Genomic DNA, 26,246 nt, shown 5'->3' on the forward strand with positions numbered 1-26,246 from the left:
CGGCGGACCGCCCGGTCCCGGGGCGGTCCGCCGCAGGACGGCCTACTTCACGACCACCCGCACCGGAGTGCTCTTGTGCCCGAGGAGGGTCAGGTCGCCGCTCCCGTCGTAGGGCAGCACCGCCTGGGCGGTCACGGGCAGCACGCCCGCGCCGTCCTCACGCGTCAGCTTCATCCGGTACTTCACGGTCCGGCTCTGACCCGGCGCCAGCGGGAAGGCCGCGTCCTTGCCCTGGGTCGCGTAGTCCATGCCGCCGCCGACACCGAGGCCCAACGGCTTCCAGGCCGTACCGTCCAGCCGCTCCAGCGACCCGGCGGTGATCGACACCATCTCACCCGGCGAGCCCGCGTACCACTCGGCGAAGAGCAACGGGTGCACCGCGGGGTAGTTGGTCTGGCTGGTGTTGCGGTAGGTGACCGACACCTGGAGCATCGTGCCGTCGTTCGGCACCGACTGACCCGGGTTCAGGCCCTCCACGGTGACCGCGACGTCGTTCTGGTGCGCCTTGGCGGCGGGGGCGGGCCGGGAGCTCAGGTCGAGGGTGTCCAGGATGGAGACCAGGTCCGCCTGGTACTCCGGCTTCAGCCCGATCGCCGCGATGTACACCTGGTCGTCGGCCAGGCCCCACAGCTGCGCGGTGAAGTTCTCCTTGCTGTTGCAGGAGACCTGCCACTGCGTCTTGCTGATCGTCTTGCTGGCCACGATGTCCCTGGTCCGGACGACCTTGCCGACCGTCTTGAGGGTGTCGCCGCTTCCGATGTCGTGCGGGTTCCCCCAGACCGGGCAGTACGGCTGGGTGCCCCAGCCGGAGTCGGAGTCCAGGTCCGCCATCGACGGCCAGATCGCCCGCTCGATCTCCTCGGCCGTGTTGTACACCGTCAGGCTCACGCCGTACGGCTCGCAGGAGTCGGCGGTGGCGTCCGCCGGGGCCCCCGGGCTCAGGACGCACAGCCGGTTGCCCGACTGGGTGGGGACGGTCCACCCGGCCGGCACCTTGAACTTGACGCCCCGGAAGTTGTACGGAACCGCCGCGCCACTGCCCGGCGTCGTACTGGTCGAGGAGGCCGGGCCGTCCGGCGGGGTCAAGGGGGAGGCCGTGGTGGCGGAGGCGCTCGGCGAAGGGCTCGGACCGGGCCCCTCGCTCACCGTGGGGGCGGGGCTGCCGCTGACCGTGGCGGCCGGCGGCGCGTCATGACGCTGGGCCGCGTTGTCACCGCGGAAGCCGAGCACGCTGAACGCCAGCGCGGCCGCGAGTCCGAAGAGCGGCACCGCGGCGACGTACACCGGCCGTAGCCGGCGGACCCGGCGGCTCGGCGGGGCGGCCGGGCGCAGGTCGTGCGCGGAGATCTGCCCCGCGCGCGCCTCCAGCGCATCGCGGAGCAGGCGTTCCATCGGGGTTCCGCCCTGCCCGTCGTCGCCGCCGTCGAGCGACCGGGGATGCTTCTTGCTCATCGGACCTTCTCCAGCTGCTTCTCAAGGGCGTCCAGGGCCCGACTCGCGGTGGACTTCACGGCGCCCCGGGACAGCCCCAGGGTCTCGGCTATCTGCGCCTCCGACATGTCGGACCAGTAACGCAGCACCAGCACCTCGCGCTGGCGCGAGGTCAGCTCCTGCAGCGCCACCAACACGCGGCGGTGCTCGTCGTTCAGTACGGCGTGGTCCTCGGCCGAGGGTGCGTCCGCCTCGTGCGGCGGCACGTACTCCCGGGCCGTCTTGCGGCGGCGCAGCATCGAACGGGCACCGTTGACCACCGAGGTGCGCAGGTAGCCGAGGGCGTTGTCGAGGTCGTCCAGCTGCTCGCCGTGGCGCTGGTACAGGGCGGTGAAGGCCTCCTGCACCACGTCCTCGGCGAGGTCCTGATGGTCGACCAGCAGGACGGCCATCCGCACCAGGCCGAGCCGGTGGGCGTGGTACAGGTCGGTCAGGGTGGGCTTCTCCTCGGCGGGCTTGCGCCCGCCCCGCAGCAGCCGGAAGCCCGACCGCCGCTGGGTCGCCTCCTGCTCGACGGCCGGCCCGCCGAGCGCCTCCCCGCCGTTCTCCGCCGCCGTACCGGCACCGAAGAGCAGCTTCAGCAGGCCCCGGAGAGTGACGACACGCCCCCCGCGGGGTGCCCCTGCCGGCGCGATGGCCATGGACATCTACTGTTCGCTTTCCCCCGGGACGGCGGCGATGGGCCCATCGCCGCCGTCAGGACAAGTGATCAAGGTCGTGATCGCTGTGATTGTGTCAGCGTCGTCGCCACCGGCCACGCCGCCCCCACTTGTATGGACGTCCGTCCCCGGCCGAGGTTGCAGGCGGCTTCGCACTTTCTTTCCGGACGGCGCCGGGGCGGGAACACAGGGGAACGCCGGAGGGCGGCGTGCCCCGGTGTTCCCGCCGGCGCACGGCGCCCCCGGGTTCGCGGCCCGATCACCGCGCCGCCCCGGCCGGAGGTCGGCGGACCAGCCCCAGGTCGACCGCCGTGGCGGTCCTCGGGTCCACCGGCCGCCGGCCCTCGGTCGGCCGGCCCTCGCGGATCCAGTACTCCAGGCCGCCGATCATCTCCTCCACCTCGCGCCCGAGCGCGGCGAGCCGCATCGCGGCCTTGGTCGAGCCGTGGCCGGCCGGGAAGAAGGCGAAGGCCCGCTCGGGGGCGAGTGCAGGGATCGCGGTGACCGGCGAGGTGGTGACGGGCGGGGTGACGGAGCTGGTGACGGCGGAGGTGGTGACGGGCGGGGTGACGGAGCTGGTGACGGCGGAGGTGGTGACGGGCGGGACGGTCATGTCCGGTCTCCTGACGGTCGGGTGCGGTCTGCCGGTGGTCGGGTGCGACCGTGCTCCGACGAGTCGGTCCTCCGCCGGCGGAGGACCGGCGCCGACGGTGGCGGGAGCGACTACACTCGCCAACATTCCGCCAACCACTCGATCAAGGGGATCCCGTGGCCGAGCCGCAGACCTCCGCACCCGTGGCCGCCGCGACCGGGCCGGTGGCCGTCACCATCGGCCGCCGCCCGGAGCCCGTGCACGACGTCGCCGTGTACGCCTTCGACGGCATGGCGCCGTTCGAACTCGGCGTGGTGGTCGAGGTGTTCGCCCTCGCGCGGCCCGAGCTCGGCGGACTGCTGGCGGCCCCCTGGTACGGCCTCAAGGTCTGCGCGGACCGGCCCGGCGAGGCACTCGGCGCGGTGGGCGGGTTCTCCGTCACCGCCCACCACGGCCTGGACGACCTCGCCGCGGCCGACACCGTGGTCGTCCCCGGGGTCCCCAACGCCTTCGGCGGCGAAGTCTCCCCCGGGCTGGTGGCCGCCCTGCGGACGGCCCACGAACGCGGGGCCCGGATCGTCTCGATCTGCTCCGGCGCCTTCGCCCTCGCCGCCGCCGGCCTGCTCGACGGGCGGGAGGCCACCACCCACTGGCGGTACGCCGACCTCCTCCAGCAGCGGTACCCGCTGGTCCGGGTCAACCCCGACGTCCTGTACGTCGACAGCGGCCAGGTGCTGACCAGCGCGGGCAGCGCGGCCGGCATCGACCTCTGCCTGCACCTGGTCCGGCGCGACCACGGCGCCAAGGTCGCCAACAGCGTGGCCCGCCGGTTCGTCGTACCGCCGCACCGTGACGGCGGCCAGGCCCAGTTCATCGAGGCGGCGGTCAACCCGGTGGAGGAGGAGGACGACGGCGTCGCGCGCAGCATGCGGTGGGCGATGGAGCACCTCTGCACCCCGCTCACCGTCTCGCTGCTCGCCCGCGCCGCCCGGATGTCCGACCGCTCCTACCTGCGCCACTTCACCGCCCGCAACGGGACCACGCCGATGCGCTGGGTGATCACCCAGCGGATCGCCGCCAGCCTCCCGCTGCTGGAGTCCCCGGACGGCACGGTCGAGGAGATCGCCGCGGCCGTCGGCTTCGAGAGTGCCGCCACCTTCCGTCACCACTTCGGCCGCGCCATGCGGACCTCGCCGACGGCCTACCGGCGCTCGTTCGGTCGCGGCGCGGCGTAGCCCGCGGGCCCGCGGTGCCCGGCCCGGGGGCGCGGCCGGTACAGGGCGCGGCCGGTTCGGAGCAGGCCAACGGGCGGTGCGGCAGGGCCGGCCGCCGCACCGCCCGTTGGTGTCAGCCCCGTTCGCCGCGCTCGGCGTTGGCGATGATCGCGTCGTGCAGCCAGCGGGCCAGGCCGGGGGCGAGCTGCTCGTAGGTGGCGGTGAAACGCGGGTCGGCGAGGTACATCGCGGCCAGGCCGCGGTGGATCTCGTAGCCGCAGTCGTAGAAGTTGTCGGTGATGTGGCCGCGGTGCACCTCGGCGAGGTCCATCGCCTCGCCGCTGTCCGGCGCGAGACCCGCTGCCAGCGCCTGGACCAGCCGCTCGTTGAGGGCGTCCATCTCGGCCTTGATGCGCTGCCAGTCGGCCTTGCCGTAGCGCGTGGTGCGGCGCCGGGACTCCTTCCAGGCGTCGGTGGCGCCCCACTTCTGCTCGGCCTCCTCCTCCCAGCTCTCCTGGTAGTCGGCCCCGAACACCTCGAACTTCTCCTCGGGTGTCAAGCGGTGTCCCATCCTCTGTGCCTCCATCGCTCGTTCGACCGCCGCGGCCAGGTCCTGGAGGTGGCCGATCCTCGCGGTCAGCAGCCCGTGCTGACGTCTGAGGTGTTCGGCCGGGCTCACCGAGCCGTCGTCCAGGATCGCCGCGATCTCCTCCAGCGGGAACCCGAGCTCGCGGTAGAACAGGACCTGCTGCAGCCGGTCCAGGTCGGCGTCCTCGTAGCGGCGGTAGCCGGACGCGGTACGGCCGCGCGGTGACAGCAGGCCGATCTCGTCGTAGTGGTGCAGGGTCCGGACGGTCACGCCCGCGACCCCCGCCACCTGGCCCACCGAGTAGCCGGTGCTCATTCGGGTTGCTCCCTTCTGCTGCCACCGACCCTCCCGCCTCACGTCGCGTGAGGGTCAACCCCAGTGTCCGGGAGCACCGCCGGCCCCCCGAGCGCACACCGCCGTGCGAGTCTCCGAGCGCGGGCCCCGGCAGCGGGCCCGCTTTGGACGGAGCAGCCAATTGCCGGGGCCCGGCGGCGCCCGCGAGCATGTGGCCATGACCCTCACCGCACCGCCCCTGCCCCGACGACTGGCCGCGGAGGCGGTGGGCACGGCAGCGCTGGCGGCCGTGGTGGTCGGTTCCGGCATCCGGGCGGGCGCCCTCAGTCAGGACGCCGGGGTGCAGCTCCTGGCGAACGTCACCGCCTCGGCACTGGCGCTGGTGGTGCTGATATCGGTGCTGGGCCCGGTCTCCGGCGGCCACTTCAACCCGCTGGTCTCGGCCGCCGCCTGGTGGACCGAACGCCACACCGGGACCGGCCTCACCGTCCGGGAACTCGGCGGGTACGCCGGGGCGCAGCTGGCCGGCGCGGTCGCCGGGACGGGGCTGGCCAACGTGATGTTCGAGCGGCCGTTCCTGGAGGTCTCCGCGCGGGCCCGGGACGGCGCCCACCTCTGGCTGGCCGAGGCGGTGGCGACCGGGGTACTGGTCCTGCTGGTCCTCGGCCTGGTCCGCAGCGGCCGCGGCGCTTTCGTGCCGGTGGCGGTCGGCCTGTGGATCGCCGCGGCCTGCTGGGCGACCTCCTCGGGCGCCTTCGCCAACCCCGCCGTGACCGTGGCCCGGATGTTCACCGGCAGCGGCACCGGGATCGCGGCCGGCTCGGTGCCGCCCTTCGTCCTGGCCCAGCTGGTCGGCGCGGCGGCCGGGGTGGCCCTGCTGCCGGTGCTGTTCGGGCGGCCGGCCCGCCCGGCCGCCGTGCCCGACGACGCCCGCGAGCTGATCGCCGGCTGAGCCCGCGGCCGGGGGCGGTTCAGCCGCGGGTGCCCGCCGGGACCCGCCCCGCGCCGGCCGGTCGGCGCCCCGGCTCCGGGCCGCGCGTCCCGCTCCGCGTCACACCCCGGGTCCCGCCGGCCCGCGTCCCGCTCCGCCGCCCGCGCGGCCGCTTGGCCGGCCGGAGCAGCACGTACGCCGTGGAGAGCACCACGAAGGCCAGCCGCACCAGGCCGCAGACCGAATCGGACGGGATCACCAGGGTGCCCCCGTACAGCGCCGCCAGCGCGATCCAGCTCCACCACGGGACCAGGCGCTTCTGGCCCACCGCGTCCCAGAGCAGCGTGCCGAGCAGGATCGACGCCGTGTAGTAGGTGTAGACGCTGGGGTCGAACAGGATCCGGGCGTTCGCCCCGAGCAGCACCACGGCCGGCCAGCGGCCGCGGAGCACAGCCGCCGTCCCGAGGCCGAGGCCCAGGGCGGCCTGCGCCGGGCGGTCCCACCACGGGGTCGCCGGGTCGGAGACGCCCAGCCAGCGCAGCGAGGAGGCCGCCTGGTTGGGGATGGTGAACCTGGCGGCGGCGAAGGAGCCGTCGGTGCCGAGGTAGAACGGCAGCCAGGCGACGGCCACCAGCGCGCACAGCCACAGCGCCGCGCGCCGCCACTGCGGGCGGGGCAGGGCCAGGATCAGCGGGACGAACGACAGCGCCCAGGGCTTGGAGTCCACCGCCAGCGCCAGGTGGACGCCGACGGCGGTGGTCCGGCCCCGGCTCAGCGCGTACGCGGCGAGCGTGGTGAAGAACAGCGCCAGCACGTCGTCCAGGTGCGCGAACCGGACCGAGACCTCCACCCACATCGGGATGAAGGCCAGCCCGGCCACCAGCAGCCGCTGCTGGAGGCGCCGGTGGTTGGTGCCGGTGCCCAGGTAGTACCAGGCCGCGGTACGGCCGACCAGCACCAACATCACCAGGCCCAGTGCCGACATCGTCGCCTCGGCCAGCACCTGGCCGACGTGCTCGGGGAAGGGCCCGAACAGTCCGGCCGCCGCCAGGCTCACCGGGCCGATCTGGAGTTCCGGGTGGTGGGCGTAGAGCGAGAGCCCGCCGCCGGGCTGCTGGTCGAACAGCAGTTGCTCGCCCTGGCGCAGGTAGTGCCAGGAGACGCCGCCGCTGGGCTCGACCAGCAGGAACCAGAGCACCGTCCAGGCGACCAGCAGGACATGGTGTCTGCGGACCGGCAGGCCCGCGATCCGGCCGGTGGCCGCCTCGTAGTCGCCGGTGGCCCTGGCCGGACTGGCTGTGCGCACGTGAACCTCTTCCCCGGCCGTCCGGTCGCCCGGGGCCGTCCCCATCGGCCGGTCATCCTAGACCCGCGGGAAGGACGACCGGTGCAGGCCGGGTGGCGAAGCCGTGGTGGCCCGGGCCCGGCGGGAACGCGCGAGCCCCCGCTCCCGGCGGAGGGCCGGGGGCGGGGGCTCGCGTCAGGCCGGTCCGGGCCCGGACGGGTGCGGCCGGGAGCCGGGTCAGCGGTGACCGTGGATCAGCTGTCCTGAGCGGTCTTGCGGCGGCGCAGCACCACGAGGGTGCCGATGCCGGCGGCCAGGACGGCACCGCCCGCGATGGCGATCGGGGTGCTGTCGCTGCCGCCACCGGTCGTGGCGAGGTCCTTGGCGGCGGCGTCGGCCTTGGCCTTGGCCTTGGTGACGGCCTCGTCGGTGATCTTCGGCGGGGTGACGGTCGGGGCCTTGACCGGGAAGTCGACCGGCGTCTGGGTGCCGTCCGTGGCGCTGGTGGACGGCGCCGGGGCGCTGGTCGAGGCCGACGGGCTGGTGGCCGGGGTGGTCGCCGGCGTGGTGGCCGGGGTGGTCGCCGGCGTGGTGGGCGTGCTGGTCTGGGTGGCGGTGGCCGAGGGGGACGCCGACGTCGAGGGCGACGTGGTGGCGGACGGCGAGGTCGACACGGTGGCGCTCGGGCTCGGGCTGGTGCTCGGCTTCGTGGTGCTCGCGCTGGGGCTCGGGACCGGCTTCGGGGCCTTGATGGTGAAGCCCGCGCCCTTGATCTGGTCGCAGGACCAGACGCCGTCGCCGTTCGCCTCGTGGGTGGTGTCGTCCAGCTCGGCGGAGACCACGACCGGGACCACGGCGGCCTTGCCGAGCGGAGCGTCCTTGGTGAAGGAGACCCGGACCTTGATGGTCACGCTGGTGCCCTTGCCGACGAAGAGCACGCTGTCGTCGGTGAGCTCGCCCTCCGGGGTCAGCGAGGCGAGGGCGGTCAGCCCGGCGTCGTCGCCGCTGCCGTCGACGCCGGGCGGCGGGACGGTCGGGATCCAGGCGGTGGTCTTGGGGAGCTGGTACTCGGCCTTGAAGTCGTCCGCGCGCAGCTTGCCCTTGTTGTCCTTGAACTTGAGCAGCGGCACGAAGGCGAAGTCGTGCGCCGTGGCGTTGTCGATCGTGAAGGTGAACTCACGGGCCTCGCCACCGGCGAAGAACTCGTTCGGGACGCCCTTCACGGACAGGTCGAGGATCTTGTGGGCCGCCTTGTCGGCCTTGGCCGCGGCGGTGGCCGACGGGGAGGCGCTGCCGACGGCGAGCGCGCCCTGCGCACCGCCCAGCACGATCGAGGAGGCGAGCGCGACGGAACCCGCGAGGGCGAGACTACGACGAATGGACAAAGCGATACCTCACGAAGAAGTCCGGGTCGTCCCGGAGGGCGCGGCTCGGATCCGCCGCCGTGCAGCAGAGCCCCCGCGAAGCTGAAGTCCGACGGACGATACCGAAAGATCCGTGCGATTCGGTAGCCGGATACCATCTTGTGCCCAGCAACGGGAGAATCGGTGTCCGTTTGAGGCAAGTCCGTCACCGCACAAGGCTTTTGTCCCAGGGTTTAGACGGCCCGAAAGCACCACGGCACGCCCCCCGCGAGCGCCGGGCACCGGGGAGTTCGAACGTACACGCCCTTCACCGCGTCAGATTTCCTGGGCGCCGTCAATCGGCCGTCCCAATTCCGCTTTGCACACGACAATGATCATTTACCCGGCGCGGGACCGCGAACCGGCCCGCAGGGGGCCGGCCCGGACAAGGCGTCAGTCCGGCAACCCCGCCCGGCGGCGGGCGACGGCGGCGACGGCCGCCCAGTCCTTCTCACCGTCACCGTGGGCCAGCGCGTCCAGGAAGGCGTCGCGCAGCACGCTCCCGAACGGCAGCGGGACGTTGCGCGCCTCCCCCGCCGACAGTGCCAGCCCGACGTCCTTCAGGCCCAGCGGCAGCCGGAACCCGGCCGGCTCGTAGCGGCGCTCGGCGACCATCGACCCGTAGCCCGAGTAGACCGGGCCGGGGAACAGCGTCCCGGTCAGCATCTCGATCAGGTCGGTCGGCCGCACGCCGTTCGCCTCCGCGAGGCTGCAGGCCTCGGCCATCGACTCGATGGCGCAGGCCAGCAGGAAGTTGGCGCTGATCTTGGCGGTGTTGGCCTGCGCCGGCCGGTCACCGAAGTGCCAGGTCCGGCGGCCCATCGCGGCCAGCAGCGGCCCGACCCGCTCCAACTGCGCCGCCTCACCGGCCGCCAGGACGTTGAGCTCCCCCGCCGCCGCCACGCCGGGCCGGCCGAGGACGGGAGCGGCGACGTACCCGATGCCGTGCTCGGCGTGCAGCGCCGTGGCGCGCTCGGCGAGCGCCACCGAGACCGTCGCCATGTTGACGTGCACCCCGGCGCGGGCCCCGGCGAGCAGCGCACCGTCCAGCAGCAGGGCCTCGACCGTCCGGTCGTCGGGCAGCATCGAGACCACGGCCTCGCTGTCGTAGACCTCGCCGAGGTCGGCGGCCGCCGTGGCGCCCTTCGCCACCAGCTCCTCCACCGGCCCGGGCGAGCGGTTCCAGACCCGCACCGGGTGGCCGGCCGCGAGCAGGTTGGCGGCCATGCCCCGGCCCATCGCCCCGAGGCCCACGAATCCGACCGTCATCACCGACATGGCTGACTCCCTGCTTCCCGTCGCTTCCCGTCGCGGTGGCCCGCGACCTCCGACCCTAGGCCGTGTCCGACCGTTCGGGGCGGATCAGCGCGCGGCGAGGCCGAGTTGACGCGGGTCGCGGGGCGGCCGGCGAGGTCAGCGGGCCGCGGCGGCGACGGGCGACCGGCCGTGCTCCCGGGCCCGGGCACCGGCGGCCAGTGCGGCCAGGACCCGCCCGCGCAGCAGCTCGTACTCGCCCTGCAGCCGGCCCGGCCGCTCCGGCCGGGCGACGGGCCGGCCCGGGCCGACCTGCTCGCAGGCGTCGAACTGCTCACGGGTGAGGTCGATCTCCACCCCGCCGCCGAAGCGGTTCCACCAGTGCAGGTCGGTCCGGACGCCGTCGACGTGCACCTCGCCCATCATCAGCTCACCGCCGAGCAGGTCGTTCAGCACCATCGCGACCACACCGCACTGCCCGCGCGCGGGATTGCCCGGATGCCACCGGCCCAGGTCCTCGGGCGCACAGGTGTCGACGCCCCAGGAGGAGCGGATCGCGCGTTCGATGTCGATGAGGGTCCACGGCGTCATGCCCGGAAGCCTGCCACGCGGCACCGACAATCGGCGGCCGCCACCGGCCGGTGGCGGCGCGGGGTCACGCCGACGGCCCCGGGCGGGTCCGGCGGACGCACGGGACGACAGCCCGGGGAACGCACGGAAGGGCGGCCCCGGGCGGGCGGGGCGGGACGGCCGTCAGTGGGCGACGCCCGACTCGGCCGTCACCTTCTCGATCCGCACCCGCACCAGCAGCTCGCCGGGCACGCCGTTGCGCGCGCCGTACTGCTCGGCGAGTTCCTCACCCATGTAGCGGGCGGCGATCCGGGTGGCCCAGGCGCGGACCTCCGGAAGGTCCTCGCTCAGCGTGGCCGTGCCCTGCACCAGCACGAAGGAGAACGGCGGCCGGTCGTCGTCCACGCAGAGCATCACCCGGCCGTCGCGGGCCAGGGTGCGGCCCTTGACGGTGCCGCTCCCGGTGTTGAGGACGATGTCGTCCCCGTCCAGCAGGAACCACACCGGGGCGACGTGCGGGCGCCCGTCGGCGCGGGTGGTGGCGAGCTTGGCGGTGCGGGTGCCGGCTGCGAGGAACGCGCGCCACTCGGGTTCGGTCATGGATGCCATGCCGACCATCCTGCTGGATCACCCCGCCCGTCCGCCGCCCGACGGGCCGGCCGCCCGGGCCGGGCGGCCGGGCGGCGAGGGCGGGTCACTTGCCGAGCGCCGCCACACCGGCCTGCGCGAACTGCTCGTCCAGGTCGCCGCTGGGGGCACCGGCCACGCCGATCGCCGCGATCGGGGCGCCCTTGGCCTGCACGGGCGCGCCACCGGCGAGGAACAGCGTGCCGGGGATGTCCTTCAGGTTGGGGGCCTGCGCGAGGCGCTTCGCCAGCTCGGAGGTCGGGGCGTTCCAGGAGACGGCGGTGAAGGCCTTGCGCTCGGCGGAGACCGGGGACTGCGGGCCTGCGCCGTCGCCCTTGAGCAGCACCCGCGTGATGCCGTCCCGGTCGACGACCGCGACCGAGACGTGCTGGCCGGCCTTGGCGGCGGCGTCCAGGGTGGCCTGCGCCGCCTTGGTGGCGGCCTCGACGGTCAGCTCGGTGGTCTCGGTCAGGTTCTTGTTCTGGGGGTCGGCCTTCGCCGCAGCCTGCACGGCCGGGGTCTGCGCGGTGTCCGCGCTGGCCGAGACGGCGCCGAGCGTGCCGGCACCGAGGGCGGCCGCCGCGACGGCACCGGTCAGTACCCGGGTGCGCATGCTGATCTTCTTCATGGTCCAGCTCCTCGTCGGATCGGCCGGAGCCCGACGGCTCCTGCTCTGCTTCGATCCTCCGGCCGCGTCCGGCCGCGCCGGGTCGGCGTTCCGGCCCGCTCGGCGACGCATGATGGTGGACGACGGGGTCAACCGATCGGCTGATGCGCGGGTGGGCCGGGCGGGTCAGGATCGAGGTGTCGGCGCAGGTCGGAGCCGTGGCCGGGCCCCGGTCACCGGGCCGCCGGTCCGTCACCGGGCAACCGGCCCGGCGCCGGCGTCCACCCCGCCGGGCCCGGACGGAGCAGGACGGAGCAGGACGGGTCCGCGCAGGGCCGGCCCGCGCAGAACAAGCCCCAGCAGGACGGGTCCGAGCAGGACGAGCCCGCCCCCGCAGCAGGAGGAGCCCCAGGTGCAGCACCCCCGCCGTCCCGGCACCGACCCGGACGCGGGCTGGCTCGCGGCCGTGCTGGACTCCGCCTTCCTGCTCCTGCTCGCCGCCTCGCTGGTCCGCTACCTGAGCCACCACCCGGGCAATCCGCGGGTGCCCTGGGTGCTCGGCCTGAGCGCCGCACTCGCCGTCGCGCAGCCGGCCGGTTCCTGGCTGCTCCGCACCCGGCCGGCCGCCACCGGACGCGGCACGGCACCGCACCCGGACGCTTCGGGTACGCGATCCGACGCGCGGGCCGGCACGCGGGCCGCCGCGGACGCCGACCGGCTCGCCGCGCGCCGGCGGCTGCTCCCGCTCACCGCCGTGGTGGCGCTCTGGGTGGTGCTGGTCCTGCTCGCACCGAGCTTCGCCTGGTGCGCCGTCCCGCTCGTCTACACCGCCCTGCGCGCCCTCCCGGCCCGGGCCGCGATCCCCTTGGTGGCGGCGCTCACCGCGCTGGTGGTGGTCGCCCAGGCGCGGCTCGCCCACACCCTGGACCCGACGCAGCTGCTGGTCCCGCCCGCGGTGGCCGCCCTGGCCACCGCCGTCTTCCTGTACATGGAGCGGCAGGCCGCCCGGCAGCGGGCCCTGATCGACGACCTGGTCCGCACCCGGCGCGAACTCGCCGCCACCGAGCGCCGCGAGGGCACGCTGGCCGAGCGCGAGCGGCTCGCCATGGAGATCCACGACACCCTCGCCCAGGGCCTGTCCAGCCAGCAGATGCTGCTGCAGGCCGCCGACCGCACCTGGGAGAGCGACCCCTCGACCGCCCGCGGCCATGTCCGGACCGCCGGTTCGGTGGCCGCCCGCAACCTGGCCGAGGCCCGCCGCTTCGTCCACGATCTCGCCCCGGCCGAACTCGCCGACGGCCGGACCCTCGACCAGGCACTGCGGGCCCTCGCCGAGCGGGAGTCCGGGGAGAGCGGCCTGCCCGTTCGCTTCCTGCTGGACGGCGTGCCCGTGCCGCTGCCGGCCGCCGCCCAGTCCGCGCTGCTGCGGATCGCGCAGGGCGCGCTGGCCAACATCCGGGAGCACGCCGCCGCGACGGCCGCCGCGCTGACCCTCTCCTACCTGGGCGACCAGGTGGTGCTCGACATCGCCGACAACGGCCTGGGCTTCACCCCGCCCGCCGAGGGCACCGGACCGGACGGCCCGACCGGCCGCGGCCACGGGCTCCCGGCGATGCGCGCCCGGCTGCGCCGGTTCGGTGGCACGCTGACCGTGGAGAGCTCCCCCGGCGAGGGCACCGTGGTGTCCGCCGCGATCCCGCTCGACACCGCATGACACCGGCGGCCGGCCACCCGGAAGGCGCCCCGCCCCCGAACCCGGCGCCCGGAAACCCGACGCCCTCGACGCCCCCGACGCCGCATGACCCTGGAGGCCGCATGACTCCGCCCGTACGCCTGCTGGTCTGCGACGACCACGCCGTGGTGCGCGCCGGGCTGCTGGCGCTGCTCGCCAGCGCGGGCGACATCGAGGTGGTCGGCGAGGCCAGCAGCGGCGAGGAGGCCGTCGCCCTGGCGGCAAAGCTCCACCCGCAGGTCGTCCTGATGGACCTGCAGCTGGGCGCGGGCATCGACGGGGTGGAGGCCACCCGCCGGATCAGCGGCGGCCCCGGCGCGCCGCACGTCCTGGTCCTCACCACGTACGACACGGACGCCGACATCACCCGGGCGATCGGCGCCGGCGCCACCGGCTACCTGCTCAAGGCCGAGCGGCCGGAGGAGCTGTTCGCCGCCGTGCACGCCGCCGCCCGGGGCCGCACCACCCTCTCGCCACCGGTCGCCTCCCGGGTGATGGCGCAGATGCGCGCGCCCGCGCCGCAGCTGACCGACCGCGAGCAGGACATCCTGGCCCAGCTCGCCCAGGGCCTGGGCAACCGCGAGATCGCCCGGGCGCTGTTCATCAGCGAGGCCACCGTGAAGACCCACCTCGGCCGGATCTACGACAAGCTGGGCGTGGACACCCGGGCCGGCGCGGTGGCCGCCGCCAAGGAGCGCCGGCTGATCCGCTGAGGCGGGCCGCCCAAGGCCTGGACGGGCGGCGGGGGCCGCGGACAGCTCGACGGCGGCGGCCGGGCGACGGCGGCGGCCGTCAGGCGCCGCCGTCCGCCGCGGCCGTGCAGGCCGCCGCCCGCGCCAGCAGCAGGGTCCGCTCCCGTCCGTTGCCGGTCAGCGAGGCCGCCCGCCGGAACTCCCCGGCCGCCTCCGGGTACCGGCCCAGCCGCGCCAGCAGGTCCCCGCGCACGCTCGGCAGCAGGTGGTACGCCTTGAGCGCCGGCTCCGCGGTCAGCCCGTCCACCAGCGCCAGCCCGCGGGCCGGCCCGAGGGCCATCCCCACCGCCACGGCCCGGTTCAGCTCCACCACCGGCGACGGCGTGACCTGGGCCAGCACGGCGTACAGCGCCGCGATCCGCACCCAGTCGGTCTCCTCGGCGGTCCGGGCCCGGGCGTGGCAGGCCGCGATCTCGGCCTGCAGCCGGTACGGGCCGCGCGCGGTCCCGAGGGCCTCCGCCCGCTCCAGCGCGGCGAGACCGCGCCGGATCAGCACGTGGTCCCAGCGTCCGCGGTCCTGGTCGAGCAGCAGCACCGGCTCCCCCGCCGGCCCGGTCCGGGCGCCGGCCCGCGAGGCCTGGATCTCCATCAGGGCGACCAGCCCGTGCACCTCCGCCTCGGCCGGGGCCAGCTCGGCGAGGATCCGGCCGAGCCGCAGGGCCTCCTCGCAGAGCGCCGGCCGCATCCAGTCCTCGCCGGCCGTCGCCGAGTACCCCTCGTTGAAGACCAGGTAGACCACCTCCAGCACCGAAGAGAGCCGGCCGGCCAGTTCGGGGCCCTGGGGCACCTCGAACGGGACCTTCGCCTCGGCGAGGGTCCGCTTGGCCCGGACGATCCGCTGCGCGACGGTCGGCTCGGCGACGAGGAAGGCCCGCGCGATCTCCTTGGTGCTCAGGCCGCCGAGCAGCCGCAGGGTGAGCGCCACCCTCGCCTCGGTGGACAGCACGGGGTGGCAGGCCGTGAACACCAGCCGCAGCAGGTCGTCCCCGATGTCGTCGTCCAGGGCCGCGTCGACGTCCGGCAGCGCGCCGGCGCCGTCCCCCTCGACCGCCAGTTCGTGGCCGAGTTCGTCGATCTTGCGGCGCAGCACCTCCTTGCGGCGCAGCGCGTCCACCGCCCGGTTCTTGGCGGTGGCCGTCAGCCAGGCCCCGGGGTTGCGCGGGACGCCGGACTGCGGCCACTGCTCCAGCGCGGCGACCAGCGCGTCCTGGGCCAGCTCCTCGGCCAGCCCGACGTCGCGCACCAGCCGGGCGACGGCGGCGATGACCTTGGCCGACTCGATCCGCCAGACCGCCTCGACCGCCCGGTGCGCCTGCGCCGTCCGCCGGTCCCCGACGACCGGGTCGGCCTCGGCGCCGCCGCACGCTCCGCCGGCGGGGACGCCCGGGGCGACCGGCGGGTCGCGGGGGTCGTCGGGGCCGCTGGTGCTGTCCTCGGGAGGCGTCACGGCCACCCATCAGAGCAGCTCGCCGCGGGCCGGGCCAACACCGACGCGCCCGCCCGGCACCGGCGCGAAGCACCGGCCTCCCGTACGTACCGGGCCGCGTACCCGGCCGCGACTACCGCTCGGGTGCGCTGCGCAGCGGCTCGTCCCGGAAGCCCTGCTCCTTGGCGACGGTCTCCGGCGAGACCGCGTCGGGCGGGAAGTCCCCCGCCTCGAAGACCTGCCGCAGCTCCACCGCACCCTCCTCGAACGGGATCCGGGTCGCCCACTGGACCGCCTCGTCCTTGGAGGAGACCTGGATCAGCCAGTACCCGGCGATCAGCCCCTCGGCCTCGGCGAACGGCCCGTCCGTCACGGTGGCGCCGCCTCCCGAGTACGAGACGAGGGCGCCCTTGGAACTCGGGTGCAGGCCCTCGGCGGCGAGCAGCACGCCCGCCTTGATCAGCTCGTCGTTGTAGCGGTCCGTCGCCTCGACGATCTCCTTGCCGGGGGGCGCGCCCTGCTCGGTCTGCGCGTCCGACCTGACCAGCATCATGAATCGCATGGCTGTCTCCTCCTGCGTCCCGGTCGGGGCCCGGTCCGGCCGGACGCGTCGTCCGGCCGGCCTGTTCCGGCCTCCACCAGGACGTCGAAGGGCGGCCCCGGTTCTCGACACGGGCGGCGAGGATTCCTCGAACCGGTCCCGGACCAGGAGCGGGACCGCGTGGGCGCGCTCCGGCGCGGCCGTCCGGCGGCGAGCCGCTAGGCCGGGTCGGCCTTAGCCCGCCTGCTGTGCCGGGCCACCCGGACCCGGTTGCCGCAGCCGACGGTGCACCACTCCCGGCGGCCGTGGCTCTTCACGAAGTAGAGGATGCAGCCGGGCGCCGGACAGGCCCTGACCTGCTCGACCGCCCGGCCCGCGAGGAGACCGACGCCGGCCGCCGCCACCTCCCCCAGGGCGGCCAGCAGGGGGTCCGGCTCGGACCACCTGGTCACCACCCGGGCCGGCCCGCCGGCCGTCGGCTCGAACTCCGGCCAGCTCACGGCCAGCCGGGCGGAGGCGTTCAGCAGGCCGACCGGTGCGTCGGCCGGGCGTGCGCCGGAGACCGCCGCCGCCGCGAGATCCCGCAGTGCCTGCCGCAGTTCGCGGAACCGTGCCACGTGGGCCCCGGTCGCGGCGGGCGCGGACAGCTCGGCCCGCAGCGGCTCGCTGAACAGCGCGGTCCGGGACGCCAGCCAGCCGTCGAGGTCCTCCGGCGTCCGCAGGGCGTCCACCAGGACGCCCCGGGCCCCGCCCCGGACGAAAGTGGTGTTGACCAGCTCAAGGGCGAGGGGCTCGCCCGTGAGCGGCATCCCGTCCGCCGCCTGCGCCTGCGTGTCCACCGTGCCACCGCCGTCCATCGCCCCATCATCCCGCCCGGTGCGGTCCCCCGGGGGCACTCACCGGGGGCCCGTACCGGCGGGCGGGCCCTCGGACCCGATACTAATGCGAGTCTCCTGATTCATCCATTATCTTGAGTCGGGTCACGGATCCCCGACGTAGGGAAGGCCATGTCCGACGCACCCAGCACGACCGCCACCGCCCCGGCCCCGGCGGCCCCCGGCACGGCCCCCGCCCCGGGCTCCGAAGCCCCGAGGCCCGAAGCCCCGACATCCCGGCGCCGCCCGGCCCTGCTCGCACCGGCCCGACTCCTGAGCCGGCTCGCCGGCAAGGCACCGGCCCGGCCCCCGGCCGCCTTCCTCGCCGTCGCCACGGCCGGCGGCGTGGCCGGACTGGTGCTCCTGGTGGCCGTCGGCAAGGTGCTGGAGCTGCCCGTCCTGATCCCGCCGCTGGCCGCCAGCGCCGCCCTGGTCCTCGCCGCGCCGGCCCTTCCACTGGCCCAGCCCCGCAGCGTCGTCGGCGGGCAGCTGGTCTCGGCCCTGGTCGGCTTCGCCGCCCTGGCGGTCGGCGGCAGCTCGCTGTGGACGGCCGCCGTCGCGGGCGGCCTGGCGATCGGCGCGATGGCGACGGCCCGGACGCCGCACTCCCCGGCGGCCGCGACCTCGGTGATCGTGGTGCTGACCCAGCCGCCCGCCCTGCGCTTCCTCGGCCTGCTGGCGCTGGCGACCGTGCTGCTGGTGCTCGTCGGCGTCCTGGCCGGCCGCAGCGGTCGGACGGCCCGCTACCCCGCGTACTGGTGGTGACGCCGGCAGCCGGTCAGGCCCCCCGTCAGGCCGGGGACGGGAATTGCGCCGGCACCGGGCGCCTCGGCCGGAATTCCACCGATCGCCCCTGCGCCCCCGCCATTCGGAATGCCGGACACCGGGCGGGATTCCGGCACCGGCGGTGAAACGGGAACGTCCCGTCCCTCCGGGGAGGAAATTGGAGGGACTGGAATTCACGGTGTGGCGGATGTCACTCGCCCTCCGGCGGGCGGTGACCGCGGCGGGACACCCGGGACGGGATCGCCCGGCGCCGCCGGGGCGCGGGGCGGCCGCCGGGGCTGACCGGTCAGCCCCGGTTGCCGGCCCAGTGGCGGCGCGCCGCCATGCCGATCAGCCCCAGGCCGAGGCCCACGGCGAGCCCGCCGGTGGCGGCCAGCGACAACCCGCTGGTGCCCGCGCCGGTCTCGGCCAGTCCCGTGCCGAGGGAGGCCTGCGAGGTCGGGGACGGTGCGGGCGCGGCCGCGGTCACCGCGGCGGCCGGCGGGGCGGACGGCTCCGGGCCGCTCTCCTCCGCGGCCGGGGCGACGGCGCGCAGGGCGGGCCCGGGGGCGGCGGTGTAGCTGCGGACCGTGGTGGGCGCCGGCGCGGCGCCCGAGGTGACGGTGAACAGCGCGGCGCCGGCGAGGGCCTGGCCCTCGACGGAGGCCCGGCCGGGTGCCCGGTCCAGCGGATCGGCGAGCAGTACCTGGAAGGTGTAGGCCTGGAACTCCCCGGGCGCCAGCGTCCGGGTCCGGGCGCACAGGTAGACCGTGGGTTCGGCCGGCCGCTGGGCGCAGTCGGCCGGCGCGCCGGCTATCCGGACCCCGGACGGGAAGCTCAGCAGCAGGCCGGCCGGGTCGCCGTCCGCCGGGCGGCCGCCGTGGAGCGCCGCGGGCGCGTCCCCGTCGTTGCGCAGGGCGAAGGTGGCCGGCACGGTCGCGCCCTGGACGCCCGCGACATCGCCGGCGACGGCGGACAGGGCGTACGGCCGGCCGGTCTCCAGGTAGGTGGAGGCGCTCTCGCTGCCGAAGCCGCCGGCCTGGCCGGCGGTCAGGGTCAGCGGCGCCCCGGTGCCCGGCCGGCCGGCGCCCTGGGCGGCGGTGAGCCCGCGCTCCGTGGGGCCGCCGGCGAGGTCCGCGCCGTACTCGAACCGCCCGTCACGCGGGTCGTCGCCGGCCGCCAGGGCCACGGGTACGGAGAGGCGCAGCACCTCGCCGGGGCGGACCACGGCGTCGTCGAAGCGGCAGAGCACCAGGCCGGCGGCGCGGTCCGGGTAGCGGCAGTTGCCGAAGTCCCCGAAGGCGGCGGCCGGGGCGTACCCCTCGGGTATCCGGAACCACAGCAGCACGCCGTGGGCCTCGCGGTCGCCCTGGTTGGTGAGGCCGGTGGCGAGGGTGACGGTGGCGCCCGGCTTCGTCCGGGTCAGGACCGGCAGCTGGGCGACGGAGAGCTGGGGGCCCTCGCCGACGCGCACCTCGGTGACGTCCCGTCCGGAGGCGCGGTTCACGGTGGCGTTGGTGGCGGTGACGGTGAAGAGGACCGTTCCGGTGGCACCGGCCGGCGCGCCCTGGGCGGCCCGTACGCCGAGCGTCAGGTGTCCGCCGCCGCCCGCGAAGTCCCCGGGTGCGCAGATCGCCTGCAGGTGCTCGGCGTCGGTGAAGGTGCAGGGTGCGGGCAGGCGCAGCTCGGCGAGCCGGGCCAGCTGCCGGCCGTCGACGGCGACCTTGACGCCGGCCAGAGCACTGCTGCCGTCGTCGGCCGCGAAGGAGACCAGCAGGTCGGAGAAGCCGCCGGCGCCGTCCGCGGCCGGGGCGACCAGGGTGCGCGCGCTCGCGGTCACCGTGAACGAGGTCCGGGAGCTGTCCGCGTGGGCGGGCAGCGCGCCCGCCGCGGCCGCCAGGGCCGCGACCGAGAACGCCGTCGCGGCGCCGCCTGCCCAAGGTCTCCGGCGTACCGGCGAGTCCCCCATGAAAAGCCCACTCCCCCACAGAACATGACGCGCAGCACTCCGGATCAAACCACTACCGCCCCGGCGACGCCACTTCGTTCCACCGCCGCCCGACTCGTACACGTAGCACCCTTCCCAGGGCGCGCGACGGCGCCGGGACGGCCGCCGGAACATCGCCTGTACGGGTGGTGGCCGGGCAGCGCCGCACCGGCGGCCGGCCGGCGCCGGCGGGCCGCCCGCGGGTGTCCTCCGGCGGCGGCGGAAATCCGCCCGGAGGGGGGGAAGGCGTAGTCCGGTTCGAACTCCTGCGCCGAATGACCGTTCGGCCGGTCGGGCCGGCGTACGGAAATGCGCGGAACGGGGCGAATTTCCCCCGGAGTGGCACCGGCCTCCGCTGCAAGTTCCTGCACTTGCGGAAACCTGCAATCAGGCGCCACTTGTTCACCGGCCGACACACTGTGATGGTGGAGACACGCCAAGTCGTCCGGGCCGTCGCAGCCCGATGAAGGCGACTTGCTCTTCGCATGGGTGCGCCCGGTACGTCCGTGCCGGCGCACACGGGGGGAAGAGCACCGGGGGGAAGCCATGTGTGGTGATGGCCTCCCGTCTCCGGGGCCGGTGAGGCGTTGCTGCTCCGCCTCATCGGAAGCGCCGTGAGCTTGGCGTTCACCGGCGGGCCCCTGGGGCCGGGCGTGCCAGCGCACGGCCGGCCCGGGGGGCCGCCGGCAAGCGGAGTCCTTGATCGCGGACATGCACCTCCCCTGCGATCATGATCGGACGTTGAGGGACATCCGGCAGGGAGTTGTTCGAGTGACCGCGGATCCGACGGCCGGCCAGGGCACGGGTGTGCCGGACGAGCCGGCCCGGCAGCTGTACCTGGCGATCCTGGCCGAGGGCGGGCGGATACCGGTCAGCGCGGTGGCACCCTCCGCCGAGCCCGCCCTGCGGCAGCTCCTCGACACCGGCCTGCTGATGCCGAACGCGGTGGACGCCTCCTACACGGCGGTCAGCCCGCGCGCCGTGACCGACCGGCTCGGCGCCGAACTCCGCTCCGAGGCAACCCGGTTGCTGGTCCGAGCGGAGGGCCTGCCGACCGCGCTGGACGGCCTGACCAAGGCCTACGACGCCGTTCCCCGGCTGCCCGACCAGCGCGGTGACACCACCCTGGTCCAAGGCCGCGAGGCCATCCGGCACCGGATCGCGGAGCTGCTCTCGGACTGCCAGGAGGGGCTGCTCACGGCGCAGCCCGGCACCCGCGAGGCCACCACGATGGCGCTGGCCCTGCGTCAGGACGTCCCGCTGCTGTTGAGCGGCCGGAGCCTGCGCACGCTGTACCAGCCGACGGCCGTCCTGGACGGCAGCGCGGCCGACTACGCGCTGGAGGTGTCCCGGCTCGGGGCCCGGCTCAGGGTCCTGGACGAGCCCTTCCAGCGGATGATCATCGTCGACCGGTCGATCGCCGTGGTGCCCGCCGCCGACGACCACAGCCGGGCGGCGTTCATCTCCGACCCCGCCGCCGTCGCCTTCCTGGTCGCCGTCTTCGAGCGCGACTGGGCCCGGGCCGACTCGGTCGAGTGGGAACCGGCGGCGGCCAAGGGAGCGGCCCGGCTGGCCGCCGACCGGGTCGGCCGGCTGCTCGCCACCGGGCTCACCCAGCGCGCGGTGGCCACCCGGCTCGGCCTCAGCGAGCGCACCGTGGCCGCCCACATCGCGCGGCTGCGCGAGCGGCACGGTGCCCAGACGCTGTTCCAGCTGGGCTGGCTGATGCGGGGCGGCCGGGGTGAGTGAACGCACCGCCACCCCCCGGCCCGGCGGCCGGCCCTCGGCGCCGGCACGGGCCACGTACCGCCCGGATCGGTTCCGCCGGCGGCTCGCCCGGGAGGGGGCGGTCCGCCGGGCGGGGTCCGCGGCGACGCTGCCGGGCGGTCCTGCCGGTACGGGTGGGGCACGTGGGGGGCGATGTCCGGTGGCGCGGCGGTCGCCGGCAGGGCTGCGGTGTCCGGCGGCGGTCGGCGTGCCGCCGGCCGTCGGCCCGACGGCGGTCGGCGTCCGGGGCGTGGCCGGCGTCCTGACGGTGCGCCGCGCGCGGGACGGTCAGCGGGCCGCGCGGAGGCGCCGGGGAGTGCCCGGCACCGGGAGCGGGTGCGGGCGGTCTGCCGACGTCCGGTTCGGGCGGCTGCCGTCCCGGGGGGTGACCCGGTGGGTGATCAGCAGTCGGGAGGGCCTGGCGAGCGTGCGGTTGCCGGCCGCCGCCCGGGGTAGCGGGAGCGGTACGGCGCCGAGTGGCTCTTCCGGCCGGGCCGGCAGGTGCGGGGAGCCGGGGTGTGTCCCGGTGGACGGAACGTGGTGCCGGGGGTCAGCCGGTCGCGGCGCCGGTGGCCCAGAAGTCGAACGGTCCGACGGCCGGCGGCTGCTGGCGCGGGATGGTGAAGTGCTCGCCGGGGGCGGTCCAGAAGCCCTCGCGCAGCGAGAGCGCCATGCCGGCCCAGTCGAGCGCGGTCTCCACGGTGTGCCGCAGGGCCTCCTGCGACCAGGTGTCGTCGAAGACGAGCGGCAGCACGGGGGCGACCTGCTCGATGGTGGCGATCAGCGGGTTGTGGGTGATCGCCTCGTCGACCAGCAGGACGACGGGCTTGCGCAGCGCGGACGCCCAGCCGAGCTCCAGGCTGACCCCGGCGCTGAGCGGCGCCCCGACGTACGCGAACACCAGGTCGGCGGTCTGCAGCGCGCGGAAGTCGGAGGGGACCCGCGGCTCGGGCGCCCGGCCGGCCACCGTCCAGGCGTCGCTGTGGTGGGCGCTGTACACGGCGGCACCGCTGCGCAGCAGCGTGGACCGGAGCGTGGTCAGCCTGGTCCGGCTCGCCAGGGTCACCACGCTGTCGGCAGGCCCGGTCAGTCGCATCAACGGCGCGGCGAGGAACACTCGGGCTCGCCGGCCCTCGGGGGCATGACCGGCGTGATCGCGCTGGTAGGGCTCACTCATGTCGACTCCGGGGGAATGGCCGGCCGGAGCGGGGGCTCGGGTCGGCCTGCGGGCTTTCGGGCTGGCGGTGACCGACGCTCACGGCATTCGGATGCCAGTGTTGAGTTTTGGTTGACGGATCAATATGTGGCGATATGCCTGGTATGGTCTGCGGAAACCATGAGCTGATCGTCCAACAAGCACCGCAAAGGCGTCCACTGTCACGCGGTGTCATCTGGCTGCCTGGCAGAGAGATGACAGCCCCCCGCCCTACTGCTCCCGCCGACCATCTGCCAGAGTTAGCTTCGCTTCGAAAGATTGAGGATCAGGAATCCGGCAGAATCGATTGCCGTTCCTGGACAACGGCGGGCACAGTCGATCGAATGTGAACCGCAGTAGTCATGTAGGCCTGATCTTGAAGGAAGTGGTCTTGTGCGCAAGGCGCGTCGTCTCGTCACCGTGGCCCTCCTCGCCGGAGCAGCCCTTTTCGTCGGCTCCGGTCCGGCGAGCGCCGACCTGATCTGGAACAGGTCCGTCCCGGCCAACCCCGTCGAGACGGTCACGGTGGCGCCCCAGCCGGCACCGCAGCCGGCGGGCGACGGAGACCTGATCTGGACCGTCGCCACCCCCCGCCCCGCAACGCAGTCGCTCACCGGCGACCTCATCTGGACCTGATCCAGGGCCGCTCCGTCAGTCGAGGTCGCCGTCACCTTCGGGCAGCCGGTGGAAGCTCTCCGAGAGCTTCCACCCCAGCTGGAAGAGGGTCTCGGCGTCGTACTCCTCGCGGAGTTCGGCGATGTGCCGTGCGAGCGTGCGCTCGCTGAGGCCCAGGTTGCGGGCGATGACCCGGTGGCCGACCCCCTGCAGCATCATCCGCACGATGTTGCGGCGCAGCCGGGTCACGACCTCCGGCGGCACGTCGCCGTTGCCGAGGAAGGGTATGGCCCGCTCCCAGCAGCCCTCGAAGAGGCTCAGCAGGTAGCCGATCACGGCCTCGTCCCGGATGAAGGCGGCCCGCTCCGTGTCGCCGCTGCCGGGGATGACCGCCACCGTCCGGTCGATGATCATCAGCCGGGTGAACGGCTCGTCCAGGGTGCGGACCTGGCCGCCCTCGGCCGTCATCGCCGTGACGTAGTGCCTGGTGGGCGCCGAGTAGCGGGTGCTCGGCTGGTAGATGGTCCGCCGGGACACCCCGCGCCGCAGGATGCCCACGTCGAGCGCTATCGCCGCCTCCGTGGGGAACGACCTGGCCCCGCCGCCGGGCTGGGCGCTGAGTATCTCCTTGGTGCTGCCCTCGAAGAGCGCGGACAGCCGCTGGTTGATCTCGGTCTTGCCCACCAGGTGCTCGACCGGGCCGCCCTCCCGGGGGTCGGCGCCCACCTCGCTGTAGGCCTGGCTGAGCTGCTGGAAGTCGCTGGGCAGGGCCATCGACCGGCTGAGCAGCTCCAGCGCCTTGCGCTGCCAGGCGGCGGAGAGGCCGGCCGTCAGCTGCCGCGGGTCGACCGCCACCAGGACCCCGGGATCGTCCATGTCGGGGACCAGCAGGCCGATCTCCACCAGCTCGCGCAGCTGACTGGTGCCGTCACAACCCGACTCGGCGGGGACCAGCCGGCCTCCCGACCGGACCGCCGAGAGGTAGAGCGTCCGGGCGCCCGCGGACAGAACACCAAGTCCGCCCTCGGTCACTCCTGGCTCATCGGTGCCGCCCATTTATGGCTCCTTGACCCCCGCCAGGCCGATAGTTGGAAGATCGGCCGTACTCACCCACCCTGATACCAGTGAATACCGTATAGGAGTTGACGCTTGGCACTACCGTCCACGATCCGGCTTTTCGGCGCGGAGAGCAAGAAAGATGTTGTGCGCAGAACAAGTTCGGGAACGGCCGAAGGCCGCCGACGGTCGGTGGAATAGACCGTCGGCGACCTGCCCATGACAATGCCGGCTTTACCGCTTGGGCCGCCAGACCACGAGTGCGCTGGACTGCGTGACCTGCTGGTACGGAACCAGATCCCGGCGGTAGGAGGCGTGCACCGCGGCCTCGCGCTGCTGGAGCGCGCTCGCGGCGCCTTCCAGGGAATCGGCCAGCTCGGTGATCCGCGACTGCAGCGCGGCGACCTGGTTCTCCAGCTCGATGATGCGCTTGATCCCGGCCAGGTTGATGCCCTCGTCCTGGGACAGCCGCTGCACCTCGCGCAGCTGCTGGATGTCCCGGGCGGAGTAGCGCCGGCCGCGCCCGGCCGTCCGGTCGGGGCAGACCAGGCCGAGCCGGTCGTACTGGCGCAGGGTCTGGGGATGCAGGCCGGAGAGCTCGGCGGCGACCGAGATCACGTAGACCGGGGTGTCCTCGGTCAGCACGTACGCCGGGTTGCCTGCCGGGCTGCGGGTGGGCCGGCCGGGACGGGGGCCTCCGGGGAGGCCGTCGCCGAGGCCGACGCCGATCGAGTCACGGTTCATGTGCTGGTCACGCTCCCTCCGCCGCCCGGAAGAGGGCGGCCCGCGGGTCGTCCGAGGCGGTGGCCTCGCGGTACTGCTCCAGAGCCGTCAGCGCGTCGCCGGTGACGTGCTGCGGTACCACGACGTCCACGGTGACCAGCAGGTCCCCGCGGGTGCCGTCCTTGCGGGTGGCGCCCTTGCCCCGGGCCCGCAGGGTGAGGCCGTTGGCACTCCCCGCGGGCAGTCTGAGTTTCACCGCCGGGCCCTTCAGCGTCGGCACCTCGATGGTGCCGCCCAACGCCGCTTCGGGGAAGGACACCGGCACACTGACCGTCAGGTTGTCGCCCTTGCGCCCGAAGACCGGGTGCGGGTCGACGTGGACCAGGACGAACAGGTCGCCGGGCTGGCCGCCGCGTTCGCCCTGGGCGCCCTTGCCCTTGAGCCGGATCTTCTGGCTGTCCTGGACGCCGGCCGGGATCCGCACCTGCATGGTGCGGGCCGAGCTGGCCCGGCCGCTGCCGTGGCAGTCCTGGCACGGGTCGTCGACGATCATGCCGCGGCCGCGGCAGTCCCGGCAGGGCTCGGAGAGCGCGAAGGCGCCCTGGCCCCGGCTGACGGTGCCGGCGCCGACGCAGGTCGGGCAGACCCGCGGCGTGGTGCCGGCCCTCGCCCCGGTGCCGCTGCAGGAGCGGCAGGGCGCCTGGCTGGTCATCCGCAGCGGCACGGTCGCGCCGTCCACCGCCTCCTCGAAGCTGAGGGTCACCTCGGTCTCGACGTCGGCGCCGCGGCGCGGCTGGGCCTGGCGCCCGCCCCGCCCGAACAGACCGCCGAAGACGTCGCCGATCCCGCCGCCCCCGCCGCCGGCACCGCCCTGGGTGCCGCTGAAGAGGTCGCCGAAGTCGAAGCTGTAGTTGCCGCCACCGGGACCACCGGCCCGGTAGCCGCCGTTGGCGAAGAGGGTGCGCGCCTCGTCGTACTCCTTGCGGCGCTTGTCGTCCGAGAGGACGTCGTAGGCCTCGGAGATGTCCTTGAAGCGGTCCTCCGCCTTGGCGTCACCCTTGTTGGCGTCGGGGTGGAACTCCCGCGCCAGCTTCCGGTACGTCTTCTTGATCTCGGTGGCGGTGGCGTCCTTGGGCACGCCGAGGACCTTGTAGTAGTCCTTTTCCACGTAGTCCTTGCCGCTCATGGCTGCCGCCACCTCCCAGAGTCAATAGATCCTTGGTACCCCCGGGCGGTGCCGGCGGCGCTGTCCGCCCCGCCGGTACCACCCGCGGACACGGCACTGCGGAGCCGTTC

Annotated in this window: 25 protein-coding genes; 7 read left to right on the top strand and 18 right to left on the bottom strand. The window is 74.8% G+C overall.

Annotated elements, in window-relative coordinates; all coding sequences use genetic code 11:
• Positions 1 to 42: 42 nt before the first annotated feature.
• The 3 genes from J2S46_RS19970 to J2S46_RS19980 form a co-directional block, all read right to left on the bottom strand.
• On the bottom strand, positions 43 to 1,452 hold the full coding sequence (locus tag J2S46_RS19970; protein WP_191288652.1) for a hypothetical protein: 1,410 nt from the start codon (positions 1,450 to 1,452) through the stop codon (positions 43 to 45).
• Positions 1,449 to 2,132 (bottom strand): RNA polymerase sigma factor, encoded by a 684-nt coding sequence (locus J2S46_RS19975; protein WP_191288651.1) that lies wholly within the window; start codon positions 2,130 to 2,132, stop codon positions 1,449 to 1,451. The genes J2S46_RS19970 and J2S46_RS19975 overlap by 4 nt, the downstream gene beginning before the upstream one ends.
• A gap of 277 nt (positions 2,133 to 2,409) precedes the next feature.
• On the bottom strand, positions 2,410 to 2,763 hold the full coding sequence (locus J2S46_RS19980; RefSeq protein ID WP_191288650.1) for a rhodanese-like domain-containing protein: 354 nt from the start codon (positions 2,761 to 2,763) through the stop codon (positions 2,410 to 2,412).
• A gap of 155 nt (positions 2,764 to 2,918) precedes the next feature.
• Between J2S46_RS19980 and J2S46_RS19985 the strand changes: the two genes are divergently transcribed.
• Positions 2,919 to 3,977, top strand: coding sequence for a helix-turn-helix domain-containing protein (locus J2S46_RS19985; RefSeq protein WP_229912246.1), 1,059 nt, complete (start codon positions 2,919 to 2,921; stop codon positions 3,975 to 3,977).
• Between the two features lie 112 nt (positions 3,978 to 4,089).
• On the opposite strand, the gene J2S46_RS19990 is transcribed toward J2S46_RS19985, so the two are convergent.
• Positions 4,090 to 4,860: a MerR family transcriptional regulator gene (locus J2S46_RS19990; RefSeq protein ID WP_191288649.1), complete on the bottom strand. Its 771-nt coding sequence runs from the start codon at positions 4,858 to 4,860 to the stop codon at positions 4,090 to 4,092.
• A 196-nt stretch (positions 4,861 to 5,056) separates the two neighbouring features.
• On the opposite strand from J2S46_RS19990, the gene J2S46_RS19995 reads away from it, so the two are divergent.
• Complete coding sequence (locus J2S46_RS19995; RefSeq protein ID WP_191288648.1) at positions 5,057 to 5,791, top strand: aquaporin; 735 nt, start codon at positions 5,057 to 5,059, stop codon at positions 5,789 to 5,791.
• Positions 5,792 to 5,810: 19 nt separating this feature from the next.
• On the opposite strand, the gene J2S46_RS20000 is transcribed toward J2S46_RS19995, so the two are convergent.
• The 6 genes from J2S46_RS20000 to J2S46_RS20025 all read right to left on the bottom strand — a co-directional run bounded on the left by J2S46_RS20000 (position 5,811) and on the right by J2S46_RS20025 (position 11,537).
• Entirely contained in the window at positions 5,811 to 7,076 is a 1,266-nt protein-coding gene (locus tag J2S46_RS20000; RefSeq protein WP_370882207.1) for a hypothetical protein, read from the bottom strand.
• Positions 7,077 to 7,309: 233 nt separating this feature from the next.
• Positions 7,310 to 8,440, bottom strand: a complete 1,131-nt coding sequence (locus J2S46_RS20005) for an LPXTG cell wall anchor domain-containing protein (protein WP_191288647.1) — start codon at positions 8,438 to 8,440, stop codon at positions 7,310 to 7,312.
• A 411-nt stretch (positions 8,441 to 8,851) separates the two neighbouring features.
• Complete coding sequence (locus J2S46_RS20010; protein ID WP_229912244.1) at positions 8,852 to 9,736, bottom strand: NAD(P)-dependent oxidoreductase; 885 nt, start codon at positions 9,734 to 9,736, stop codon at positions 8,852 to 8,854.
• Positions 9,737 to 9,871: 135 nt separating this feature from the next.
• Positions 9,872 to 10,303 carry a YunG family protein gene (locus tag J2S46_RS20015; protein ID WP_191288646.1) on the bottom strand — a complete coding sequence of 144 codons (432 nt, stop codon included), beginning with the start codon at positions 10,301 to 10,303 and terminating at the stop codon, positions 9,872 to 9,874.
• A gap of 162 nt (positions 10,304 to 10,465) precedes the next feature.
• On the bottom strand, positions 10,466 to 10,900 hold the full coding sequence (locus tag J2S46_RS20020) for a PPOX class F420-dependent oxidoreductase (RefSeq protein ID WP_370882208.1): 435 nt from the start codon (positions 10,898 to 10,900) through the stop codon (positions 10,466 to 10,468).
• A 76-nt stretch (positions 10,901 to 10,976) separates the two neighbouring features.
• On the bottom strand, positions 10,977 to 11,537 hold the full coding sequence (locus J2S46_RS20025; RefSeq protein WP_073929106.1) for a GlcG/HbpS family heme-binding protein: 561 nt from the start codon (positions 11,535 to 11,537) through the stop codon (positions 10,977 to 10,979).
• Positions 11,538 to 11,928: 391 nt separating this feature from the next.
• On the opposite strand from J2S46_RS20025, the gene J2S46_RS20030 reads away from it, so the two are divergent.
• On the top strand, positions 11,929 to 13,230 hold the full coding sequence (locus tag J2S46_RS20030) for a sensor histidine kinase (protein WP_229912243.1): 1,302 nt from the start codon (positions 11,929 to 11,931) through the stop codon (positions 13,228 to 13,230).
• Positions 13,231 to 13,331: 101 nt separating this feature from the next.
• The gene (locus J2S46_RS20035; protein ID WP_191288644.1) at positions 13,332 to 13,961 is read left to right on the top strand and encodes a response regulator; all 630 of its coding nucleotides are present in this window, start codon (positions 13,332 to 13,334) and stop codon (positions 13,959 to 13,961) included.
• Between the two features lie 79 nt (positions 13,962 to 14,040).
• Here the strand turns inward: J2S46_RS20035 and J2S46_RS20040 are convergent, their stop codons facing one another.
• The 3 genes from J2S46_RS20040 to J2S46_RS20050 all read right to left on the bottom strand — a co-directional run bounded on the left by J2S46_RS20040 (position 14,041) and on the right by J2S46_RS20050 (position 16,824).
• Positions 14,041 to 15,282 (bottom strand): RNA polymerase sigma factor, encoded by a 1,242-nt coding sequence (locus tag J2S46_RS20040; RefSeq protein WP_191288717.1) that lies wholly within the window; start codon positions 15,280 to 15,282, stop codon positions 14,041 to 14,043.
• 277 nt (positions 15,283 to 15,559) lie between these two features.
• Positions 15,560 to 15,988 (bottom strand): YciI family protein, encoded by a 429-nt coding sequence (locus J2S46_RS20045; protein ID WP_191288643.1) that lies wholly within the window; start codon positions 15,986 to 15,988, stop codon positions 15,560 to 15,562.
• Between the two features lie 197 nt (positions 15,989 to 16,185).
• On the bottom strand, positions 16,186 to 16,824 hold the full coding sequence (locus tag J2S46_RS20050) for a CGNR zinc finger domain-containing protein (RefSeq protein WP_191288642.1): 639 nt from the start codon (positions 16,822 to 16,824) through the stop codon (positions 16,186 to 16,188).
• Positions 16,825 to 16,974: 150 nt separating this feature from the next.
• On the opposite strand from J2S46_RS20050, the gene J2S46_RS20055 reads away from it, so the two are divergent.
• Positions 16,975 to 17,607 carry an HPP family protein gene (locus J2S46_RS20055; RefSeq protein ID WP_191288641.1) on the top strand — a complete coding sequence of 211 codons (633 nt, stop codon included), beginning with the start codon at positions 16,975 to 16,977 and terminating at the stop codon, positions 17,605 to 17,607.
• Positions 17,608 to 17,914: 307 nt separating this feature from the next.
• Here the strand turns inward: J2S46_RS20055 and J2S46_RS20060 are convergent, their stop codons facing one another.
• Positions 17,915 to 19,576 (bottom strand): hypothetical protein, encoded by a 1,662-nt coding sequence (locus J2S46_RS20060; protein ID WP_191288640.1) that lies wholly within the window; start codon positions 19,574 to 19,576, stop codon positions 17,915 to 17,917.
• A 789-nt stretch (positions 19,577 to 20,365) separates the two neighbouring features.
• Between J2S46_RS20060 and J2S46_RS20065 the strand changes: the two genes are divergently transcribed.
• Positions 20,366 to 21,343, top strand: coding sequence for a LuxR C-terminal-related transcriptional regulator (locus J2S46_RS20065; protein ID WP_191288639.1), 978 nt, complete (start codon positions 20,366 to 20,368; stop codon positions 21,341 to 21,343).
• Positions 21,344 to 21,911: 568 nt separating this feature from the next.
• Here J2S46_RS20065 and J2S46_RS20070 read toward each other — a convergent pair.
• On the bottom strand, positions 21,912 to 22,538 hold the full coding sequence (locus tag J2S46_RS20070) for a TIR domain-containing protein (RefSeq protein ID WP_190210976.1): 627 nt from the start codon (positions 22,536 to 22,538) through the stop codon (positions 21,912 to 21,914).
• 411 nt (positions 22,539 to 22,949) lie between these two features.
• Between J2S46_RS20070 and J2S46_RS20075 the strand changes: the two genes are divergently transcribed.
• Positions 22,950 to 23,192: a hypothetical protein gene (locus J2S46_RS20075; RefSeq protein ID WP_073929113.1), complete on the top strand. Its 243-nt coding sequence runs from the start codon at positions 22,950 to 22,952 to the stop codon at positions 23,190 to 23,192.
• A gap of 15 nt (positions 23,193 to 23,207) precedes the next feature.
• Here the strand turns inward: J2S46_RS20075 and J2S46_RS20080 are convergent, their stop codons facing one another.
• From J2S46_RS20080 to dnaJ, 3 genes are all read right to left on the bottom strand, one after another.
• Entirely contained in the window at positions 23,208 to 24,227 is a 1,020-nt protein-coding gene (locus tag J2S46_RS20080) for a hypothetical protein (RefSeq protein WP_191288638.1), read from the bottom strand.
• Between the two features lie 234 nt (positions 24,228 to 24,461).
• Complete coding sequence (locus J2S46_RS20085) at positions 24,462 to 24,971, bottom strand: heat shock protein transcriptional repressor HspR (protein ID WP_190210973.1); 510 nt, start codon at positions 24,969 to 24,971, stop codon at positions 24,462 to 24,464.
• Between the two features lie 7 nt (positions 24,972 to 24,978).
• Entirely contained in the window at positions 24,979 to 26,136 is a 1,158-nt protein-coding gene (gene dnaJ / locus J2S46_RS20090; protein ID WP_073929116.1) for a molecular chaperone DnaJ, read from the bottom strand.
• Positions 26,137 to 26,246: the final 110 nt, after the last annotated feature.

The sequence above is a fragment of the Kitasatospora herbaricolor genome (assembly GCF_030813695.1).
GTDB lineage: Bacteria > Actinomycetota > Actinomycetes > Streptomycetales > Streptomycetaceae > Kitasatospora > Kitasatospora herbaricolor.

Bases quoted from the DNA above. Each gene is read 5' to 3' on its own strand.
- J2S46_RS19970 (WP_191288652.1), bottom strand. From the start codon at position 1,452: ATGAGCAAGAAGCATCCCCGGTCGCTCGACGGCGGCGACGACGGGCAG.
- J2S46_RS19975 (WP_191288651.1), bottom strand. From the start codon at position 2,132: ATGGCCATCGCGCCGGCAGGGGCACCCCGCGGGGGGCGTGTCGTCACT.
- J2S46_RS19980 (WP_191288650.1), bottom strand. From the start codon at position 2,763: ATGACCGTCCCGCCCGTCACCACCTCCGCCGTCACCAGCTCCGTCACC.
- J2S46_RS19990 (WP_191288649.1), bottom strand. From the start codon at position 4,860: ATGAGCACCGGCTACTCGGTGGGCCAGGTGGCGGGGGTCGCGGGCGTG.
- J2S46_RS19995 (WP_191288648.1), top strand. From the start codon at position 5,057: ATGACCCTCACCGCACCGCCCCTGCCCCGACGACTGGCCGCGGAGGCG.
- J2S46_RS20010 (WP_229912244.1), bottom strand. From the start codon at position 9,736: ATGTCGGTGATGACGGTCGGATTCGTGGGCCTCGGGGCGATGGGCCGG.
- J2S46_RS20015 (WP_191288646.1), bottom strand. From the start codon at position 10,303: ATGACGCCGTGGACCCTCATCGACATCGAACGCGCGATCCGCTCCTCC.
- J2S46_RS20020 (WP_370882208.1), bottom strand. From the start codon at position 10,900: ATGGTCGGCATGGCATCCATGACCGAACCCGAGTGGCGCGCGTTCCTC.
- J2S46_RS20025 (WP_073929106.1), bottom strand. From the start codon at position 11,537: ATGAAGAAGATCAGCATGCGCACCCGGGTACTGACCGGTGCCGTCGCG.
- J2S46_RS20035 (WP_191288644.1), top strand. From the start codon at position 13,332: ATGACTCCGCCCGTACGCCTGCTGGTCTGCGACGACCACGCCGTGGTG.
- J2S46_RS20045 (WP_191288643.1), bottom strand. From the start codon at position 15,988: ATGCGATTCATGATGCTGGTCAGGTCGGACGCGCAGACCGAGCAGGGC.
- J2S46_RS20050 (WP_191288642.1), bottom strand. From the start codon at position 16,824: ATGGACGGCGGTGGCACGGTGGACACGCAGGCGCAGGCGGCGGACGGG.
- J2S46_RS20055 (WP_191288641.1), top strand. From the start codon at position 16,975: ATGTCCGACGCACCCAGCACGACCGCCACCGCCCCGGCCCCGGCGGCC.
- J2S46_RS20060 (WP_191288640.1), bottom strand. From the start codon at position 19,576: ATGGGGGACTCGCCGGTACGCCGGAGACCTTGGGCAGGCGGCGCCGCG.
- J2S46_RS20070 (WP_190210976.1), bottom strand. From the start codon at position 22,538: ATGAGTGAGCCCTACCAGCGCGATCACGCCGGTCATGCCCCCGAGGGC.
- J2S46_RS20080 (WP_191288638.1), bottom strand. From the start codon at position 24,227: ATGGGCGGCACCGATGAGCCAGGAGTGACCGAGGGCGGACTTGGTGTT.
- J2S46_RS20085 (WP_190210973.1), bottom strand. From the start codon at position 24,971: ATGAACCGTGACTCGATCGGCGTCGGCCTCGGCGACGGCCTCCCCGGA.
- dnaJ (WP_073929116.1), bottom strand. From the start codon at position 26,136: ATGAGCGGCAAGGACTACGTGGAAAAGGACTACTACAAGGTCCTCGGC.